Source organism: Brevundimonas sp. GW456-12-10-14-LB3, assembly GCF_059424365.1.
This window is the reverse complement of the sequence record NZ_JBWKZJ010000007.1, coordinates 1-15,457: the sequence shown is the minus strand read 5'-3', so window position 1 is coordinate 15,457 and position 15,457 is coordinate 1. Positions and strand designations below refer to the sequence as shown.

The 15,457-nt window shown below is 67.5% G+C and carries 16 protein-coding genes; 9 read left to right on the top strand and 7 right to left on the bottom strand.

Annotation, left to right across the window (positions count from 1 at the left end; genetic code table 11):
* Positions 1 to 7: 7 nt before the first annotated feature.
* Entirely contained in the window at positions 8 to 1,228 is a 1,221-nt protein-coding gene (gene zigA, locus AC07XS_RS04750; protein WP_182713774.1) for a zinc metallochaperone GTPase ZigA, read from the top strand.
* A 48-nt stretch (positions 1,229 to 1,276) separates the two neighbouring features.
* Here the strand turns inward: zigA and AC07XS_RS04745 are convergent, their stop codons facing one another.
* Positions 1,277 to 1,702: a YMGG-like glycine zipper-containing protein gene (locus tag AC07XS_RS04745; protein ID WP_182713775.1), complete on the bottom strand. Its 426-nt coding sequence runs from the start codon at positions 1,700 to 1,702 to the stop codon at positions 1,277 to 1,279.
* Positions 1,703 to 1,977: 275 nt separating this feature from the next.
* On the opposite strand from AC07XS_RS04745, the gene groES reads away from it, so the two are divergent.
* Positions 1,978 to 2,265 carry a co-chaperone GroES gene (gene groES, locus AC07XS_RS04740; protein ID WP_054764370.1) on the top strand — a complete coding sequence of 96 codons (288 nt, stop codon included), beginning with the start codon at positions 1,978 to 1,980 and terminating at the stop codon, positions 2,263 to 2,265.
* A gap of 138 nt (positions 2,266 to 2,403) precedes the next feature.
* Complete coding sequence (groL, locus tag AC07XS_RS04735; RefSeq protein WP_054764371.1) at positions 2,404 to 4,050, top strand: chaperonin GroEL; 1,647 nt, start codon at positions 2,404 to 2,406, stop codon at positions 4,048 to 4,050.
* Positions 4,051 to 4,149: 99 nt separating this feature from the next.
* Here groL and AC07XS_RS04730 read toward each other — a convergent pair whose 3' ends face one another.
* Complete coding sequence (locus tag AC07XS_RS04730; protein WP_054764372.1) at positions 4,150 to 4,890, bottom strand: glycosyltransferase family 2 protein; 741 nt, start codon at positions 4,888 to 4,890, stop codon at positions 4,150 to 4,152.
* Between the two features lie 75 nt (positions 4,891 to 4,965).
* Between AC07XS_RS04730 and AC07XS_RS04725 the strand changes: the two genes are divergently transcribed.
* The 3 genes from AC07XS_RS04725 (at position 4,966) to AC07XS_RS04715 (ending at position 8,071) form a co-directional block, all read left to right on the top strand.
* Positions 4,966 to 6,669, top strand: coding sequence for an ArnT family glycosyltransferase (locus tag AC07XS_RS04725; protein WP_182713776.1), 1,704 nt, complete (start codon positions 4,966 to 4,968; stop codon positions 6,667 to 6,669).
* On the top strand, positions 6,666 to 7,580 hold the full coding sequence (locus AC07XS_RS04720) for a hydroxymethylglutaryl-CoA lyase (protein ID WP_182713777.1): 915 nt from the start codon (positions 6,666 to 6,668) through the stop codon (positions 7,578 to 7,580). The genes AC07XS_RS04725 and AC07XS_RS04720 overlap by 4 nt, the downstream gene beginning before the upstream one ends.
* 68 nt (positions 7,581 to 7,648) lie before the next feature.
* On the top strand, positions 7,649 to 8,071 hold the full coding sequence (locus AC07XS_RS04715; RefSeq protein ID WP_182713778.1) for a hypothetical protein: 423 nt from the start codon (positions 7,649 to 7,651) through the stop codon (positions 8,069 to 8,071).
* Between the two features lie 179 nt (positions 8,072 to 8,250).
* Here AC07XS_RS04715 and AC07XS_RS04710 read toward each other — a convergent pair whose 3' ends face one another.
* The 3 genes from AC07XS_RS04710 to trhA form a co-directional block, all read right to left on the bottom strand.
* Positions 8,251 to 8,613 carry a hypothetical protein gene (locus AC07XS_RS04710; protein ID WP_054764376.1) on the bottom strand — a complete coding sequence of 121 codons (363 nt, stop codon included), beginning with the start codon at positions 8,611 to 8,613 and terminating at the stop codon, positions 8,251 to 8,253.
* Complete coding sequence (phaR, locus tag AC07XS_RS04705; protein ID WP_182713779.1) at positions 8,610 to 9,227, bottom strand: polyhydroxyalkanoate synthesis repressor PhaR; 618 nt, start codon at positions 9,225 to 9,227, stop codon at positions 8,610 to 8,612. The genes AC07XS_RS04710 and phaR overlap by 4 nt, the downstream gene beginning before the upstream one ends.
* 86 nt (positions 9,228 to 9,313) lie before the next feature.
* A complete protein-coding gene (gene trhA, locus AC07XS_RS04700; protein WP_054764378.1) occupies positions 9,314 to 10,027 on the bottom strand; it encodes a PAQR family membrane homeostasis protein TrhA in 714 nt (237 codons plus the stop codon).
* Positions 10,028 to 10,184: 157 nt separating this feature from the next.
* Here trhA and AC07XS_RS04695 point away from each other — a divergent pair, with 157 nt between their 5' ends.
* Positions 10,185 to 11,360, top strand: coding sequence for an acetyl-CoA C-acetyltransferase (locus tag AC07XS_RS04695; RefSeq protein WP_182713780.1), 1,176 nt, complete (start codon positions 10,185 to 10,187; stop codon positions 11,358 to 11,360).
* 191 nt (positions 11,361 to 11,551) lie between these two features.
* On the opposite strand, the gene AC07XS_RS04690 is transcribed toward AC07XS_RS04695, so the two are convergent.
* Complete coding sequence (locus tag AC07XS_RS04690) at positions 11,552 to 13,156, bottom strand: M20/M25/M40 family metallo-hydrolase (RefSeq protein WP_054764380.1); 1,605 nt, start codon at positions 13,154 to 13,156, stop codon at positions 11,552 to 11,554.
* 164 nt (positions 13,157 to 13,320) lie between these two features.
* The gene (gene htpX / locus AC07XS_RS04685; protein ID WP_182713781.1) at positions 13,321 to 14,307 is read right to left on the bottom strand and encodes a zinc metalloprotease HtpX; all 987 of its coding nucleotides are present in this window, start codon (positions 14,305 to 14,307) and stop codon (positions 13,321 to 13,323) included.
* Between the two features lie 93 nt (positions 14,308 to 14,400).
* On the opposite strand from htpX, the gene AC07XS_RS04680 reads away from it, so the two are divergent.
* Positions 14,401 to 14,658, top strand: coding sequence for a DUF1674 domain-containing protein (locus AC07XS_RS04680; protein WP_054764382.1), 258 nt, complete (start codon positions 14,401 to 14,403; stop codon positions 14,656 to 14,658).
* Positions 14,659 to 14,718: 60 nt separating this feature from the next.
* Positions 14,719 to 15,457, top strand: a 739-nt coding sequence (locus tag AC07XS_RS04675) for a hypothetical protein (protein ID WP_494732653.1), incomplete at its 3' end; no start/stop codon positions are given.

Here is a 15,457-nt window from a genome sequence, read left to right as displayed (position 1 = left end):
CGCCGTCATGTCCGAGTTCAAGACCCTGCCCGTCACCGTCCTGTCCGGCTTCCTCGGAGCCGGCAAGACGACCCTGCTGAACCACGTCCTGGCGAACCGCGACGGGCTGCGGGTCGCGGTGATCGTCAATGACATGAGCGAGGTGAACATTGACGCCGCCCTGGTGCGCGACGGGGGCGGGGCGGACCTGTCGCGGACCGAGGAACGGCTGGTGGAGATGTCCAACGGCTGTATCTGCTGCACCCTGCGCGAGGATCTGCTGATCGAGGTCGGCAAGCTGGCGCGCGAGGGTCGGTTCGACTGTCTGCTGATCGAATCGACCGGAATCTCCGAACCCATGCCGGTCGCCGCCACCTTCGACTTCCGCGACGAGGACGGGTTCAGCCTGTCGGACCTGGCCCGGATCGACACCATGGTGACCGTGGTGGACGCCTTCAACTTCCACCGCGACTATCCCTCCACCGACCGGCTGAAGACCCGCGGCGAGCATCTCGGCGAGGACGACGAGCGCACGGTCGCCAATCTGCTGATCGACCAGATCGAGTTCGCCGACGTCATCGTGTTGAACAAGTGCGACCTGCTGGAGGAAACGCAGCTCGGGACGCTGAAGGCCATGATGGCCCAGTTCAATCCGCGCGCCCGCATCATTCAGGCGGTGCGCGGCGCCGTGCCCCTGGATCAGGTCGTCGGCACGGGCCTGTTCGACATGGAGCGGGCGGAACAGGCCGCCGGCTGGTCCCAGGCCCTGCGCGGCGAGGTCACGCCCGAGACTGAGGAATACGGCGTCTCGACCTTCGTCTACAGGGCGCGCAGACCCTTTCATCCCCGGCGCTTCTACGAGCTGCTGAAGCGCGAATGGCCCGGCGTCTGGCGCTCCAAGGGCTTCTTCTGGCTGGCCAGCCGGATGGACTATGTCGGTTCCTGGAGCCAGGCCGGGGCGGTGACCGAACATGAATGGGGCGGACTGTGGTGGGCCTCGGCGCCGCGCGAGCGCTGGCCCGACGACAATCCCGAATGGCTGAAGGCGATCGAGGCCGTCTGGCGTCAGCCCTACGGCGACCGGCGTCAGGAGATCGTCCTGATCGGCAAGGACATGAACCGCGATCTGCTGACCTTTATGTTCGACGCCGCCCTCTTGACCCGGTTCGAGATGGAACGCGGACCCAGGGGCTGGGCCAGGCTGGAGGACCCTTTCCCGCATTGGGGGCCGCGTCGGGACGCGGCATGACAAAAGGGGCGCCTCGATCGGCGCCCCTTCTTCATTCAGGCCTGTCGCCTACCAGCGGCGATCGTAGCGGTAGTCGCGCCGGTCATCGCGACGGTCGTAACGTTGGTCGCGGCGATAGTCGCGATAGTCGCGGCGCTGCTCCCAGCGCGGATCGCGGCTGTTGATGCCGTGTTCGCGCTCCCAGTGGCCCTGGTTCCGGTAGCAGCGGCCGCCGCGATAATAGCCGCAGTCCGACCCGCGGTTGGACGAGGCGACCGCGCCCAGGGCCGCGCCGGCCAAGGCGCCGCCCGCAATATAGGTTCCGTCGCCATTGCCGTAGACGGCGCCCGCCAGTCCGCCGACGGCGGCGCCGATCAGGGCGTTGCGGGCGGTGTCGTCGCGGTCACGCGACTGGGCCGAAGCCGGGGCGGCGGTCAAGGCCAGGGCGGCGGCGGGGACGACAACGGCGGCGGTGATTTTCAACAGCTTGGACATGGTCCGTCTCCTCTGAATCGCCTCGCGTCTTCCGGGGATCGCGAGCGTTGAGGTGGTTTTAGCGCGCGCCGTTTGAACGGGTTCGGAGGCCGTGGTTCATCGCGCGTTCATCCGTCGCGGAAGTTTCACACGCGGCGGCGCTTGACGCCCCGCCGCCCTCTGACTAACTCCCGCTCGCGTTAGCACTCTCCGTGGTCGGCTGCTAAAACGGCGGTCGCGGAGAGGCTGACCCATTGTTCAAATCGCCCCATTCGGGGGATCAAGGGAGACAACCGATGGCGTTTCGTCCGCTCGGCGACCGCGTGCTGGTCAAGCGCGTTGAAGAAGAATCCAAGACCAAGGGCGGGATCATCATCCCCGACACCGCCAAGGAAAAGCCTCAGGAAGGCGAAGTCGTCGCCGTCGGCCCCGGCGCCCGCGACGACTCTGGCAAGGTTAACGCCCTGGAGCTGAAGGCCGGCGACCGCATCCTGTTCGGCAAGTGGTCGGGCACGGAAGTGAAGATCGACGGCGAAGACCTGATCATCATGAAAGAGTCGGACGTGCTTGGAGTGCTGAGCTAAGGCTCAGCCCTCAGTGGCGAGTGATCAGTGGCGAGTGGCGAGCAGGTTTCCGGATGAAACCGCCGCCGTCGCCCCAATCTTAGATCCCTCGCCACTCGCCACTAACCACTCGCCACTCACACCAAAGGAGCTGCCCGCATGGCCGCTAAAATCGTACAGTTCAACACCGACGCGCGCGACAAGATGCTGCGCGGCGTCAACGTCCTCGCCAACGCCGTCAAGGTGACCCTGGGTCCGAAGGGCCGCAACGTCGTGATCCAGAAGTCCTTCGGCGCCCCGCGCTCCACCAAGGACGGCGTCTCGGTCGCCAAGGAAATCGAGCTGGAAGACGCCTTCGAGAACATGGGCGCCCAGATGATCCGCGAAGTCGCTTCGAAGACGAACGACAAGGCGGGCGACGGCACCACCACCGCGACCGTTCTGGCTCAAGCCATCGTGCAAGAGGGCCTGAAGGCCGTCGCCGCCGGCATGAACCCGATGGATCTGAAGCGCGGCATCGACAAGGCCGTCGGCCTGGTCCTGGAAGAGGTCAAGACCAACTCCAAGCCCGTCTCCAACAACTCGGAAATCGCCCAGGTCGGCACCATTTCGGCCAACGGCGACTCCGAAATCGGCGAGCTGATCGCCCAGGCCATGGCCAAGGTCGGCAATGAAGGCGTGATCACCGTCGAAGAAGCCAAGACCGCCGACACCACCGTCGACGTCGTCGAAGGCATGCAGTTCGACCGCGGCTATCTGAGCCCCTACTTCATCACCAACGCCGACAAGATGGAGGCCGTTCTCGAAGAGCCGCTGATCCTGCTGTTCGAGAAGAAGCTGACCTCGCTGCAGGCCATGCTGCCGATCCTGGAAGCCGTGGTGCAGTCGGGCCGTCCGCTGCTGATCATCGCCGAGGACATCGAAGGCGAAGCCCTGGCCACCCTGGTGGTCAACAAGCTGCGCGGCGGCCTGCGCGTCGCCGCCGTCAAGGCGCCGGGCTTCGGCGACCGCCGCAAGGCCATGCTGGAAGACATCGCCATCCTGACGGGCGGCCAAGTCATCTCGGAAGACCTGGGCATCAAGCTGGAGAGCGTCACGCTCGACATGCTCGGCAAGGCCAAGAAGGTCTCGATCACCAAGGACGACACCACCATCGTCGAAGGCGTGGGTGAGAAGGCCGACATCGAAGCCCGCGTGGCCCAGATCAAGCGCCAGATCGAAGACACCACCTCCGACTACGACAAGGAAAAGCTGCAGGAACGTCTGGCCAAGCTGGCCGGCGGCGTCGCGGTTCTCCGCGTCGGCGGCTCGACCGAAGTCGAAGTGAAGGAAAAGAAGGACCGCGTCGACGACGCCCTGAACGCCACCCGCGCTGCGGCTGACGAAGGCATCGTTCCCGGCGGCGGCATCGCCCTGTTGAAGGCCTCCAAGATCCTGGCCGACGTCAAGGGCGACAACGCCGACCAGAACGCCGGCATCGCCATCATCCGTCGCGCCCTGCAGGCCCCGATCCGTCAGATCGCCGAAAACGCCGGCGTCGAAGGCTCGATCGTGGTCGGCAAGGTGCTGGAGAACAACGACGCCTCCTTCGGCTTCAACGCCCAGACGGAAGAGTACGGCGACCTGGTCAAGATGGGCGTCATCGACCCCGCCAAGGTCGTCCGCACGGCCCTGCAAGACGCCGCTTCGGTGGCCGGCATCCTGATCACCACGGAAGCCGCCGTCGCCGACGCCCCCAAGAAGTCGGGCGGCGCCGCCGCTCCTGACATGGGCGGCATGGGCGGCATGGGTGGCATGGACTTCTAAGTCCAAGCCTTCCGACGCTGAAATGCAGAAGGGCGGGACCGCGAGGTCCCGCCCTTTTCTATTGTCGCGCCCGTTCTGTGAGCGTCTGGATTATCGCGCTCAGAATTCGGAGATCGCCCCCGGCCGGCGCGACCGGCTCTTCAGCCACATGACGCCCAAGAGATCGGCGAAGGCGACCTTCAGCCGGCCCCAGTTGGTGTATTTCGACCGGCCGGTTTCGCGGTGGCGGTGATCGACGTCCAGATACTGGTTTCGGTAACCCTCGCGGATCATCAGGGCCGGCAGATAGCGGTGGATGTGATCGAAATAGGGAAGCCGCAGGAAGACGTCGCGGCGAAAGGCCTTCAGCCCGCAGCCGGTGTCGTCGGCGTCGTCGCCCAGCAGTCGACGACGGATGCGGTTCGCCCAGACCGAGGCTTGGCGTTTGGCGGCGCTGTCCTGGCGCTTGGCCCGTCGCCCGCCGATCAGACCGACGTCTGCGGGGGCCGCAAGCAGGGCGTCCACCAGCCGGGGCGCATCGGCCGGCGGGTTCTGACCGTCGCCGTCCATCGTCACCACCACCGATCCCCGCGCCGCCAGCACCCCGGTGCGCACCGCCCGGCTCTGGCCCGCATTGGTTCCGTGGGCCAGAACCCGCAAGGTCGGCAGTTCGGCCATGGCCGCCTTCAGCTCGGCCAAGGTCGCGTCCCTGGAGGCGTCGTCGACGAAGATCATTTCATAGGACCGGCCGGCGAAGGCGGCCGCGATTTCACGCGCCAGGGGCACGGCGGCGCCGGCCTCGTCGTGAACGGGAACCACGACGGAGATCTGGGGCGCGTCAGGAGCGATTTGGGCGGTCATGCCGCTCCATAGACGAGATCGACGGCTTAGGGGAGACGGCTGACGCCGGCCCGGTCCCCGTGTAAGGAGTCTCTCATGAAGAGCTTCGATCTGGATCGCCGCATCGCCGGCTGGAGAGGCCCCCTGCTGGCGGCCCTGTTGACGCTGGTCGCCGGCCTGCCGGGCCTGCTGCTCCTGCCGCCGCTGGATCGGGACGAAAGCCGCTTCGCCCAGGCCACCGTCCAGATGCTGGAGAGCGGCGACTATGTGGACATCCGCTTCCAGGACGAGCCGCGCTGGAAGAAGCCGGTCGGCATCTATTGGCTGCAGGCCGCCGCCGTCGCCCTGACCTCGGACCCCGAGGATCGCGAGATCGCCCCCTATCGGATCCCCTCTCTCCTGGGGGCCATGCTGGCCGCCTGGGCTGTCGCCTGGGCGGGTTCGGCCCTGCTGGGCGCGCGCGTCGGCTTCTTCGGCGGCGCGATCATGGGGGCGACCTTCCTTCTGTCCACCGAGGCCGGGATCGCCAAGACGGACGCCATGCTGTGCGGCGCCACCACCCTGGCCATGGCCGCCCTGGCGCGAATCTATATGGCGACCCGAGCCGGGGAACGACCGATCCGGCCCCACAAGCTTCTGTTCTGGCTGGGCCTGGGGCTGTCGATCCTGATCAAGGGGCCGATCGGCCTTCTGGTCGTGGCCCTGGCGATCCTGGCCCTGTCGATCTGGGACCGCGACGTCCGCTGGCTGGGCCGGCTGGGCTGGGGCTGGGGCCTGCCGCTGGTGGCCCTGATGGTCGGCCCCTGGGCGATCGCCATCACCATCGCCACCGACGGGGGCTTCTGGCGCGAAGCCATCGGCGGCGACCTGGCGCCCAAGATCGCCGGGGCCCATGAAAGCCATTCCGGCTTCCCGGGAATGTATGTGCTTCTCGCGCCCCTGCTGTTCTTCCCCTCGACCCTGCTGCTGCCGGCCGCGGTCGCGACCGGCTGGTCCCGTCGGGCCGAGCCGGCCATCCGCTTCCTGGTCTGCTGGCTGGTTCCCGGCTGGCTGATGTTCGAACTGGCCCCGACCAAGCTGTGGCACTACACCCTGCCGACCTTCGGCGCCCTGGCCCTGTTGGCCGCCGCCGCCCTGGCCCGGCCGATCGGCAAGGTCTCGCGGATCACCGGCGCGGCCCTGGCGGTATTCGCCGCCGTCCTGATCTGCGGCATCACCGTCTATGGCTTGACCGTCTACGGCACCTCGACGGCCCAGACCTGGGCGGCTCTGACGGTCGGATCGACCCTGGCGGCGGCGGCTGTCGGCGGCTTCCTGCTGTTGAACCGGGCGCCGGTGGCGGCGCTGGTCGCGTCCCTGGCCTTTGGAATCGTGGCCCACGCCGCCTTGTCGGGCACCATCCGCCAACTGCGCCCCCTGGCCATCGCACCGAGACTGGAGAAAACCCTTGAGGCGGCGGACCTGCATCCTCGCCAGGGCCGCACCCCCGGACCGGTCGCCATCACCGGCTTCCATGAGCCCAGCTTCGTCTTCCTGACCGGTCGGGACACGGATCTGACCGACGCCCAAGGCGCGGCCGACGCCCTGGCCGAAGGACGGCCGGCCATCGTCGAGGGACGCGACGCCGACGCCTTCCGCGCCGCCGCCGGGCGGCTGGGTGTGGCGGGCCGGGCGGTCGGGGTGGTGCGGGGCTACAACTATTCCGCCGGAGACGAGGTGAGCCTGACCGTCTATGCGCCTCCGCCCCGCACGGCGGAGCCTGCGACGCAAGCCGCCCCCGCGACGGCGGCGACGCGATGAGCCGCTTCATCCAGATCGTCGAGGTCGGGCCCCGTGACGGGCTTCAAAACGAAAAGGCCGTGCTGGACCCCGCCGTCCGCGCCGAGCTGGTGCGGCGGCTGGAGGCGGCCGGAGCCCGGCGGATCGAGGCCGTCTCCTTCGTCCATCCTAAATATGTGCCGCAGATGGCCGGGGCGGAAACGGTGATGGCGGCCCTGCCTCACGAAGCCGGACGCAGCCGCATCGGTCTGGTGCTGAACGGCCGAGGCTATGATCGCGCCCTGACCACGGCCGTGGACGAGGTCAATGTCTCGCTTTCCGCCACCGACGGCTTCGGCCTGAAGAACCAGGGCCTGGTCGTCAAGGACCAGCTGGCTATGCTGGGCGAGATCGTCGCCCGCCGTCACAACAGCCAGACGTCCGACGTTGTCCCCTCTCTGTCGGCGACCCTGTCATGCGTCTGGGGCTGTCCGTTTGACGGAGAAGTCTCGGTTCAGCAGGTCGGCGACCTTGTGGGGGCGATCGGCGCCTTGGGCGTCGGTGAAATCGCCCTGGCCGACACCATCGGCGCCGGAGATCCCTGGGCGGTGACGCGCAAGGTCGAGGCCGCCCGCCGGGCGGCGCCGGAGGCGCGCCTTCGCCTGCACTTCCACGACACGCGCAACACGGGGCTGGCGAACGCCTATGCCGGGGTGGAGGCGGGGGTGGACGTGCTGGACGCCTCGGTCGGGGGCATAGGCGGCTGTCCCTTCGCGCCCGGCGCCACCGGAAACATCGCCACCGAAGATCTGGTCTATATGCTGGAGCGCGCGGGTTTTCAGACCGGCTATGATCTGGACGCCCTGATCGAGACGGCGTGCTGGATCGGTGCGGCCCTGGGGCGCCCGGCGCCGTCCGCCCTCAGTCGCGCCGGCGGCTTTCCCCGCGCGTGACGAACGCTCGCAATAGGGTTAATCAGGCTTAAGGAAGCGCAGCCGTTGCGCCGGGGAGAGGAGCCGCCATGCTGATCGCCATACCCCTGCTGCTGATCCCGGTGATCCTCTACAATATCGTCGTGCTGTTCGGCGCCGACGGAAACGGCGGCATGAGCCAGGCCGACGCCCTGCTGCGCGATCCGCTGTTCTCCATCCCCATGGCGTCCGGCGCGCAGTGGAACGTCGGCTCGGGCGACCTGATCCTGTTCGTCGGCCTGATCCTGCTGTTCTTCGAACTGGTCAAGTCGACGTCAAGCCAGAGGGTGGCCATCGTCAATCACGCCCTGTCGATGGTGCTGTTCATCATCGTCCTGGTCGAATTCCTGCTGATCCGCGGCTTCGCCACCTCGACCTTCTTTCTGATCGTGGTGATGATCCTGCTGGACGTGCTGGCCGGCTTCATCGTGACCATCATCGCGTCGCGCAAGGATTTCGACCTAGCCAACTGACGGCCGGTGCGCGGGGCGGCGAAAAGACGATTTAGGAAAAGGCGGTGAAGATCAGCGCCACGACGGCGACGTCGAAGACCTTGGCGGCGAGGCTGAGGGCGGCGGGCATGGCGTGTCCTGGCGGAGGCGTTTCGATACGCCTTCAGCAAGTTCCGTGCCGCCCGACGCCTAACGCCCGATCAGACGTCGGTCTTGGACGCGCGCCCGACCGGCGGCCGTCGCTCGGCCTCGCCCGAATACTCAGCCCCCAAATAGGCGGCGCGCGCGGCGTTCAGAACCGGAGGACCGCCCTTCAGGCCGCGCCTTTGCCCCTTCTGGCCCATCTGCTGGGCCACAAAGGCCGCCGCGCCGGGTTCGCCGGCCGTATGGACGGCAGGTCTTGCCGAGGACCCCGTTGCAGCCTCGGCCTCAGCCTCGGTCAGCGGCGCCGGGACCAGGGCCTTGGCCGCCGCCTGCTGAGCGCGCCGTTCGCGCTCGCGCCTTTCACCTTCGCGGCGATCCACGCGCTCAGGTCCGCTGACCGCCTGGATCCGATCGGTCATTTCGGCTTGGACTCGGCGAGACGGTCGATCTGGGCGCGCATTTCGTCCATCTGGCGGCGCATCTCCTCCAGGGCGTCGCTGTCTGCGGCCGCCTTGGTTTCCGCCGCCGGCGGGGCGGCCGGCTCGCTTCGGCCATAGCCGAAGCCGGGGAACATCTGCATCGCCCGTTCGAACACGGCCATATTGGTCTTGGCCGCCTCCTCGATCAGGGTCGCGCCGGCGCCGGCGCCGAAGGCCCGGCTCATCTGACTGGCGAACTGCTCCTGCTGACGGCTGAAGTTGGTCAGGGACATTTCCAGATAGGAGGGCAGAACGCCCTGCATCGAGCCGCCGTAGAAGCCGATCAGCTGACGCAGGAACTGGACCGGCAGCAGGGCCTCGCCCCGGCTTTCCTCTTCGAAGATGATCTGCGTCAGGATCTGGCGCGTCAGGTCGTCGTTGGTCTTGGCGTCATAGACGACGAACTCGGTCCCCTCGCGCACCATGGCGGCAAGGTCGTCCAAGGTCACATAGGTGCTGCTGCGCGTATTGTAGAGACGCCGGTTCGCATACTTCTTGATGACGACCTGATCGCCTTCGCCAATCTTTCCGCCCTTGATGTTTTCGTCAGCCACGCTTGTTCTCGCGATTTTGCAACGCGCCACTATCGTCCGTTGCGGCGCGAAGCGCTAGAGGCTGATCCCAAGCGCGCCGCAAGGCCTCAGTGGCTCATGGCCGGAGCCAGGACGACGCCGACCAGGACGGCGGTCCAATGCACCGTCGCCCCGGTGACGACGAACCCGTGCCAGATGGCGCGGCGGAACGGCACCTTCGGGCTGATGAAGACCAGCACCCCCGCCGTATAGATCAACCCGCCCAGAACCAGCAGGGCCAGGGCGACGGGGTGGACCGTCTCCACCATCGGCTTCAGAGCCGCGACGGCCAGCCAGCCGAAAACGACATAGACCGCGCTCCAGAACCGGTCCGAAATGCGCGGCGCGAACAGCTTCACCCCGGCGCCCACGAAGGCCAGGGTCCAGATCAGGGCGGTGAAGCCGATCGACCAGAGGCCTTCGAACCTCTGGGTGGTGAAGGGGGTGTAGCTGCCGGCGATCATCAGGAAGATGGCCGCCTCATCCAGGCGGCGCAGCACCGGACGGGCCGCGCACGGGTTGGTCCAGTTATACAGGGTCGAGGCGGTCAGCATGCCGATCAGGCACAGGGCGTAGATGGCCGTGGCCAGAACGCCTCCGACCCCCGTATAGACCCCTGCCAAGCCCGCCAGAACGACCCCGCCGACGGCCGCCAGCATCAGACCCACGGCATGGACCCAGAGGTCCGCCAGCCTTTCGGCGCGGGTCTGATAGTGCTCGATCATGTCCAGCTCGTCCGGCGTGCAGACATGGGTGACAAGGCGTTTCAGCGTTCCCAGCATGGCCAATCAAATCCAAGATCGTCCCTATCGTTCCGACACAATGCGCCGTCAGGATGACGAAGGACTGAATCCGAGGCGGTGTTTGCTCCGACAGGTGACGAAGCCGCCCATATGCGGCAAAAGAGCCACTCGATAATTCCGCAGAGAGTGAAATCCCATGACCGAGGTCGTCATCGTCTCCGCCGCCCGCACCCCCGTCGGGTCGTTCCTCGGCGCCCTGTCGTCCTTGCCCGCCTCCAAGCTGGGCGAGATCGCCATCAAGGCGGCGCTGGAGCGGGCCGGGGTCGCGGGTGATGAGGTGGACGAGGTGATCCTGGGCCATGTGCTTCAGGCTGCGGCCGGCCAGGGCCCGGCGCGTCAGGCGGCGGTCGGCGCCGGCGTGCGCCAGTCCGCCCCGGCCTGGAGCCTGAACCAGATCTGCGGTTCCGGCCTGCGGGCCGTCGCCGTCGCCGCCCAACAGATCGCCCTGGGCGACGCCGGGATCGTGGTCGCCGGCGGCCAGGAGAGCATGAGCCAGGCGCCCCACGCCCAGCAGCTGCGCACGGGCCACAAGATGGGCGACGTCGCCCTGATCGACACCATGATCAAGGACGGGCTGTGGGACGCCTTCAACGGCTATCACATGGGCCAGACCGCCGAGAACATCGCCGACAAATGGGGCATCACCCGCGAGGCCCAGGACGAGTTCGCCCTGGCCAGCCAGCACAAGGCCGAGGCGGCGCAGAAGGCCGGCAGATTCGCCGAGGAGATCGCCCCGGTGGTCATCCCCGGCAAAAAGGGCGACGTGGTCGTGGACCAGGACGAATACATCCGCCACGGCGCCACCCTGGAGCTGATGCAGAAGCTGCGTCCGGCCTTCGCCAAGGAGGGCAGCGTCACCGCCGCCAACGCCTCGGGCCTGAACGACGGCGCCGCCGCCCTGGTGCTGATGAGCGCCGAAGAGGCGAAGGCGCGCGGGCTTGAGCCCCTGGCCCGCATCGCCGCCTCCGCCACCGCCGGGGTCGATCCGTCGATCATGGGCACGGGGCCGATCCCCGCCTCGAAGAAGGCGCTGGAAAAGGCGGGTTGGACGGTCGCGGATTTGGACCTGATCGAATCCAACGAGGCCTTCGCCGCCCAGAGCCTGTGCGTGGTCAAGGAGCTGGGCCTCGACCCGGCCAAGGTCAACGTCAACGGCGGCGCCATCGCCATCGGCCACCCCATCGGCGCCTCGGGCGCGCGCATCCTGACCACGCTTCTGTTCGAGATGAAGCGGTCCGGCGCGAAGAAGGGCCTCGCCACCCTGTGCATCGGCGGGGGAATGGGCGTGGCGATGTGCGTGGAGCGGGGGTGACCTGAAACTTCCTTCTCCCTTTGGGAGAAGGTGGCCGCGAAGCGGACGGATGAGGGACAGGCGGTGCGCCAAGTCGCACCCACCGAACCCTCACCCTTCGGCTGCTTCGCGCCGCCCTTCGGATCGCACAAAGACGACGGCTCCGCCGCCGTGTGCTCAAGCCCTCTCCCGCCGGGAGAGGGAGTCCAACTTCAGTCCGCCGGATATTCGAAGGGATCGGTCGGCGTCGGCTCGGTCGGCAGGGGCATGCGCGGCAGGGGCTCGTCGCGGTTGGCCGCGTTCAGCAGGAAGCTGGCCAGGATAATCGCCGCCTGACGCATGTCCTCCGGCTTCAGGTGGTCATAGCTGTCGATACTGGTGTGGTGCAGGCGGCTGGAATAGTCGAGCGGATCCTGAATGAACTGATACCCCGGCACGCCGACCGTCTGCATATAGACGTGGTCGGTGCCGCCCGAAGGGCGCAGGGACACGGTGGTCGCCCCCATGCTGGCGAAGGGCGCAAGCCATTCCTGGAAGATCGGGACTGCGGCCACATTGCCCTCGGCGTTGATGCCCCGAATCTTGCCCGAGCCGTTGTCCAGGTTGAAATAGGCGACCAGATCCCGATAGCCTTCGCGCGGCTCGATCGGCCAGCGGCTGCGCCAGGTTCGGTTGTTCGGCAGGTTCGCCAACGCTGGATCGTTCGAGGGCGCGCGAGTGGCCAGATGCCTGTCGACATAGGCCAAAGAGCCCAGGATGCCCTGTTCCTCGCCGCTCCATAGGGCGAAACGGATGGTGCGTTTGGGCCTCACGTTCAGGGTCTTAAGGATGCGTGCGGCCTCCATGACCACTGCGCTGCCGGCGGCGTTGTCCACCGCTCCGTCCGAAGCGACCCAGCTGTCCAGATGGGCGCCCGCCATGACGTATTCGCTGGTTCCCCCGCTGCCGGGGATGTCGGCCAGGATGTTGTAGGCGTTGACGTCCTCGTCATGGAACTGGACCTCGCTCATCAGTTCCAGCGTGGGCGGCGTATCGGTCAGGGCCAGTCGGGCCAGACGACGATAGTCCTCAGCCGCCAGCTCCATGCCCGCCAGCTTGGGCGTCGCGCCGACCTGATAGGTATAGCCCGTGCCGTGCAGCAGGCCGCCGTCCCGCTGGGAAATCCTCACCCAGGCCAGGGCGCCCTGTTCGACCAGGAAGGCGTCGAGCCGCGCCGCGAAATCGGCCGTCTTCAGCTGACGCTCGATCGCAGCGGGCGAATACTGGGGTTGGACATAGGTGTTGCGCTCGGCCAGCTCGGCGCTGGTCCAGCGTTTGAAGGCCGGCTCGGTCGGTTCGGACCCCGTGCCGGGCTGGGACAGCATGACGATCTTGCCCGACAGCTTGCCCCGCCATTTGTCGAAATCCTCGACCTTGGAGATCGGCGCCACGATGACGCCGCCGCTGATCACCCCGTTGGTCGAAGGCGTCCAGGCCACCGGAATGGCCCTCAGGTCCAGCGGCCGCGGGGCCGTCATGCGGGCGCTGGAGCGGACGATGGACCAGCCCCGCCCGAACTCGAACCCTTCGGCCCGGACGTTCGACAGGCCCCAGTCGCGGAACTGCTGTTGGGTCCAGCGTTCCGCCTCGCGCATCTGCGGCGAATTGGTCATTCGCCCGCCGATCCGATCCGTCAAATAGGCGGCCGTCTGCATCACCTGGCTGTGGTTCAGCCCCTGGTCGATGATGCCGTTGACGGTGGTCCGGTTGACGGACTGGGCCGCGACCGGCGTGGCCAGAAGAGCGGCGGCGGAAACGAAGGCGAGCAGACGCGACATAGGACCCCCTGATTGGCTTAGAGCCTGATCCGTTGAGGAGGAACCGCTTCGCGGTTCCGCTGAAACGGTGAATCAGGCTCCAGATCGAAGCGAGAGCATGCTCTCGTCTGCTATCTGACGGAATCCTCGACTGAAGTGCAAATCCAAAAGGCCCGGCGCGACGCTCAACCCCAGGGACCGCGCGGTTCGGCCGGCGTGGCGGGCACGCCTGTCGTCAGGCGCCGATGCGTCGCGGGGACCGCCGAGATCGGAACCGCCGGGGCGGACGCGGGTGCCGCCTGGCGCGGCCGCATCCCCATCTTCGCGCCCAGTTCCACCAGAGCCCGAACGCGATTTCCGGTCGCCGGGTGGGTCGAGAACAGATTGTCCGCCCCGCGCCCGGCCAGGGGGTTGATGATGAACAGCTGTCCGGAGGCGGGATTGCGCTCGGCCGTCGGATTGTGGATCCGCTTGGCGTAGGCCTCGATCTTCTGCAGGGCGGAGGCCAGGGCGTGAGGGTCATTGGCGATCTCCGCCCCGACGCGATCGGCCTCATATTCGCGGCTGCGCGAGATCGCCATCTGCACCAGGCCGGCCGCCATGGGCGCCAGGATCATCAGGGCCAGGGTTCCGATAAGGCCGCCGGGCCGCTCGCGGTCGTCGCCGCCCTGGAAGAACAGGGCGAAATTGGCCAGGGCGGCGATGGCCCCGGCGATGGTGGCCGTCACCGTCATGATCAGGGTGTCGCGGTTCTTCACATGGGCCAGCTCGTGCGCCATCACGCCGCGCACCTCGTCGCGGGTCAGCATGTCCAGAAGACCGGTGGTGGCGCAGACGGCGGCGCGTTCAGGGTTCCGGCCGGTGGCGAAGGCGTTGGGCTGGTCGCTGGGGATGATGGCGACCTGGGGCTGGGGCAGGCCGGCGTCGCGCGCCATCTGGCGCACGTCGGCGACATAGTTGCGGACCACCGCATTGGGATGCTGCTCATCGACCGGCTGGGCCCGGTACATCTTCATGACGATCTTGTCGGCGTTCCAATAGCTGAACAGATTCATGCCGCCGGCGAAGACCAGGGCGATCGCCATGCCGGTCGCGCCGCCGATCAGATAGCCGAGCCCCGCGAAAAGGGCGGTGAGGGCGGCCAGAAGAATGAAGGTCTTCAGATGGTTCATCGTCGTTCCGGGACCGTCGGCGGCTTTTTGTGGCGTCGCGGCTTTGATCGACTATTTGAGGCCATGAGCCGCCGTCCTCAAGGGAGCCGACCTGTGACCGAACATCCCACCCCCGATCCGGCCGAAGCTGCGGCGGAGGATGGGGAAACCCCCGCCTTCAACCAGGACGTCCCCCACGCCACGCCCGAAAGACCGCTGAGCACGGTCGCCCGCCGTGCCCTGCTGGAGGCGGCCGAACGCCGCATGGCCGAGGAGGGCGCGGCGGCCGAAACCGAATACGGCGGTCCGACGGGGCCTGAACCGACCCGCTACGGCGATTGGGAGAAAAAGGGTCTGGCCGTCGATTTCTGACGGGCGCCGACGGCGCGACAATTGCCGAGACAAGACTCAAGTCAAGGAGTCTGTCCCGCAATGACACAGCCCATCATCGCCGCCGCGTCTGCGGTCCTCCTGCTTTCCGCCGCACCCGCTCTGGCGGGCGGTCCTTCCGGCGCTCACGGCGGCGGCTGTGGAGGCTGCGGCGGCGGGCATCAGGGCGGACACCCCGGCGGCGGTCATTACGGCGGCGGCCACAACAGCAACGTCAATGTGAACGTGAATGCGAATGCGGGGGCCAACGCCTCGGCCTACGCCGGGGCTTCGGCCTATTCGGCGATCAACGCCCGCGCCTATTCCCAGTCGTCCAGCTTCAGCCGTCACGGCGGAGGCGGGGGCGGGGTCGTTTATGTCGGCGGCGGCTATGCCGAGGGCGGCGCCGTCGGCGGGAGCTATGCGTCCGCCCCGGCGGTGGTCTTCGTGGGGCCTGCGCCCGTCAGCGCCCCTGTCGGCTATCCGGTCTATGGCTTCGGTCGCGACTATATCGGCTGGCGCCCCTATCGGCCTCACCCGCCGATCGACTGCGGCTGCCGCCCGCCGTATCCCGGTCACGACCGCGAGATGCGCTACGAGGATCGGCGCGACCTGAGCCGCCGAGACGCCTATGAGGCGCACGTCTACGAAGAGCGCGCCTATGAAGAGCGCGCCTATGAAGAGCAGGCCTATGAGGCGGGCGGCTATTACAGGGAGGAAGAGTCCGTTCCGGCGCCGACGCCCTATGTCGAACACCCGCCGATCTACGGGGAGCCTGAACCCCTGCCGCCGCCTCCCCCTC

Bases quoted from the DNA above. Each gene is read 5' to 3' on its own strand.
- AC07XS_RS04690 (WP_054764380.1), bottom strand. From the start codon at position 13,156: ATGTCGCGTCTGCTCGCCTTCGTTTCCGCCGCCGCTCTTCTGGCCACG.
- groL (WP_054764371.1), top strand. From the start codon at position 2,404: ATGGCCGCTAAAATCGTACAGTTCAACACCGACGCGCGCGACAAGATG.
- groES (WP_054764370.1), top strand. From the start codon at position 1,978: ATGGCGTTTCGTCCGCTCGGCGACCGCGTGCTGGTCAAGCGCGTTGAA.
- AC07XS_RS04745 (WP_182713775.1), bottom strand. From the start codon at position 1,702: ATGTCCAAGCTGTTGAAAATCACCGCCGCCGTTGTCGTCCCCGCCGCC.
- zigA (WP_182713774.1), top strand. From the start codon at position 8: ATGTCCGAGTTCAAGACCCTGCCCGTCACCGTCCTGTCCGGCTTCCTC.
- AC07XS_RS04725 (WP_182713776.1), top strand. From the start codon at position 4,966: ATGAAGAGCTTCGATCTGGATCGCCGCATCGCCGGCTGGAGAGGCCCC.
- trhA (WP_054764378.1), bottom strand. From the start codon at position 10,027: ATGCTGGGAACGCTGAAACGCCTTGTCACCCATGTCTGCACGCCGGAC.
- AC07XS_RS04715 (WP_182713778.1), top strand. From the start codon at position 7,649: ATGCTGATCGCCATACCCCTGCTGCTGATCCCGGTGATCCTCTACAAT.
- htpX (WP_182713781.1), bottom strand. From the start codon at position 14,307: ATGAACCATCTGAAGACCTTCATTCTTCTGGCCGCCCTCACCGCCCTT.
- AC07XS_RS04730 (WP_054764372.1), bottom strand. From the start codon at position 4,890: ATGACCGCCCAAATCGCTCCTGACGCGCCCCAGATCTCCGTCGTGGTT.
- AC07XS_RS04720 (WP_182713777.1), top strand. From the start codon at position 6,666: ATGAGCCGCTTCATCCAGATCGTCGAGGTCGGGCCCCGTGACGGGCTT.
- AC07XS_RS04695 (WP_182713780.1), top strand. From the start codon at position 10,185: ATGACCGAGGTCGTCATCGTCTCCGCCGCCCGCACCCCCGTCGGGTCG.
- AC07XS_RS04710 (WP_054764376.1), bottom strand. From the start codon at position 8,613: ATGACCGATCGGATCCAGGCGGTCAGCGGACCTGAGCGCGTGGATCGC.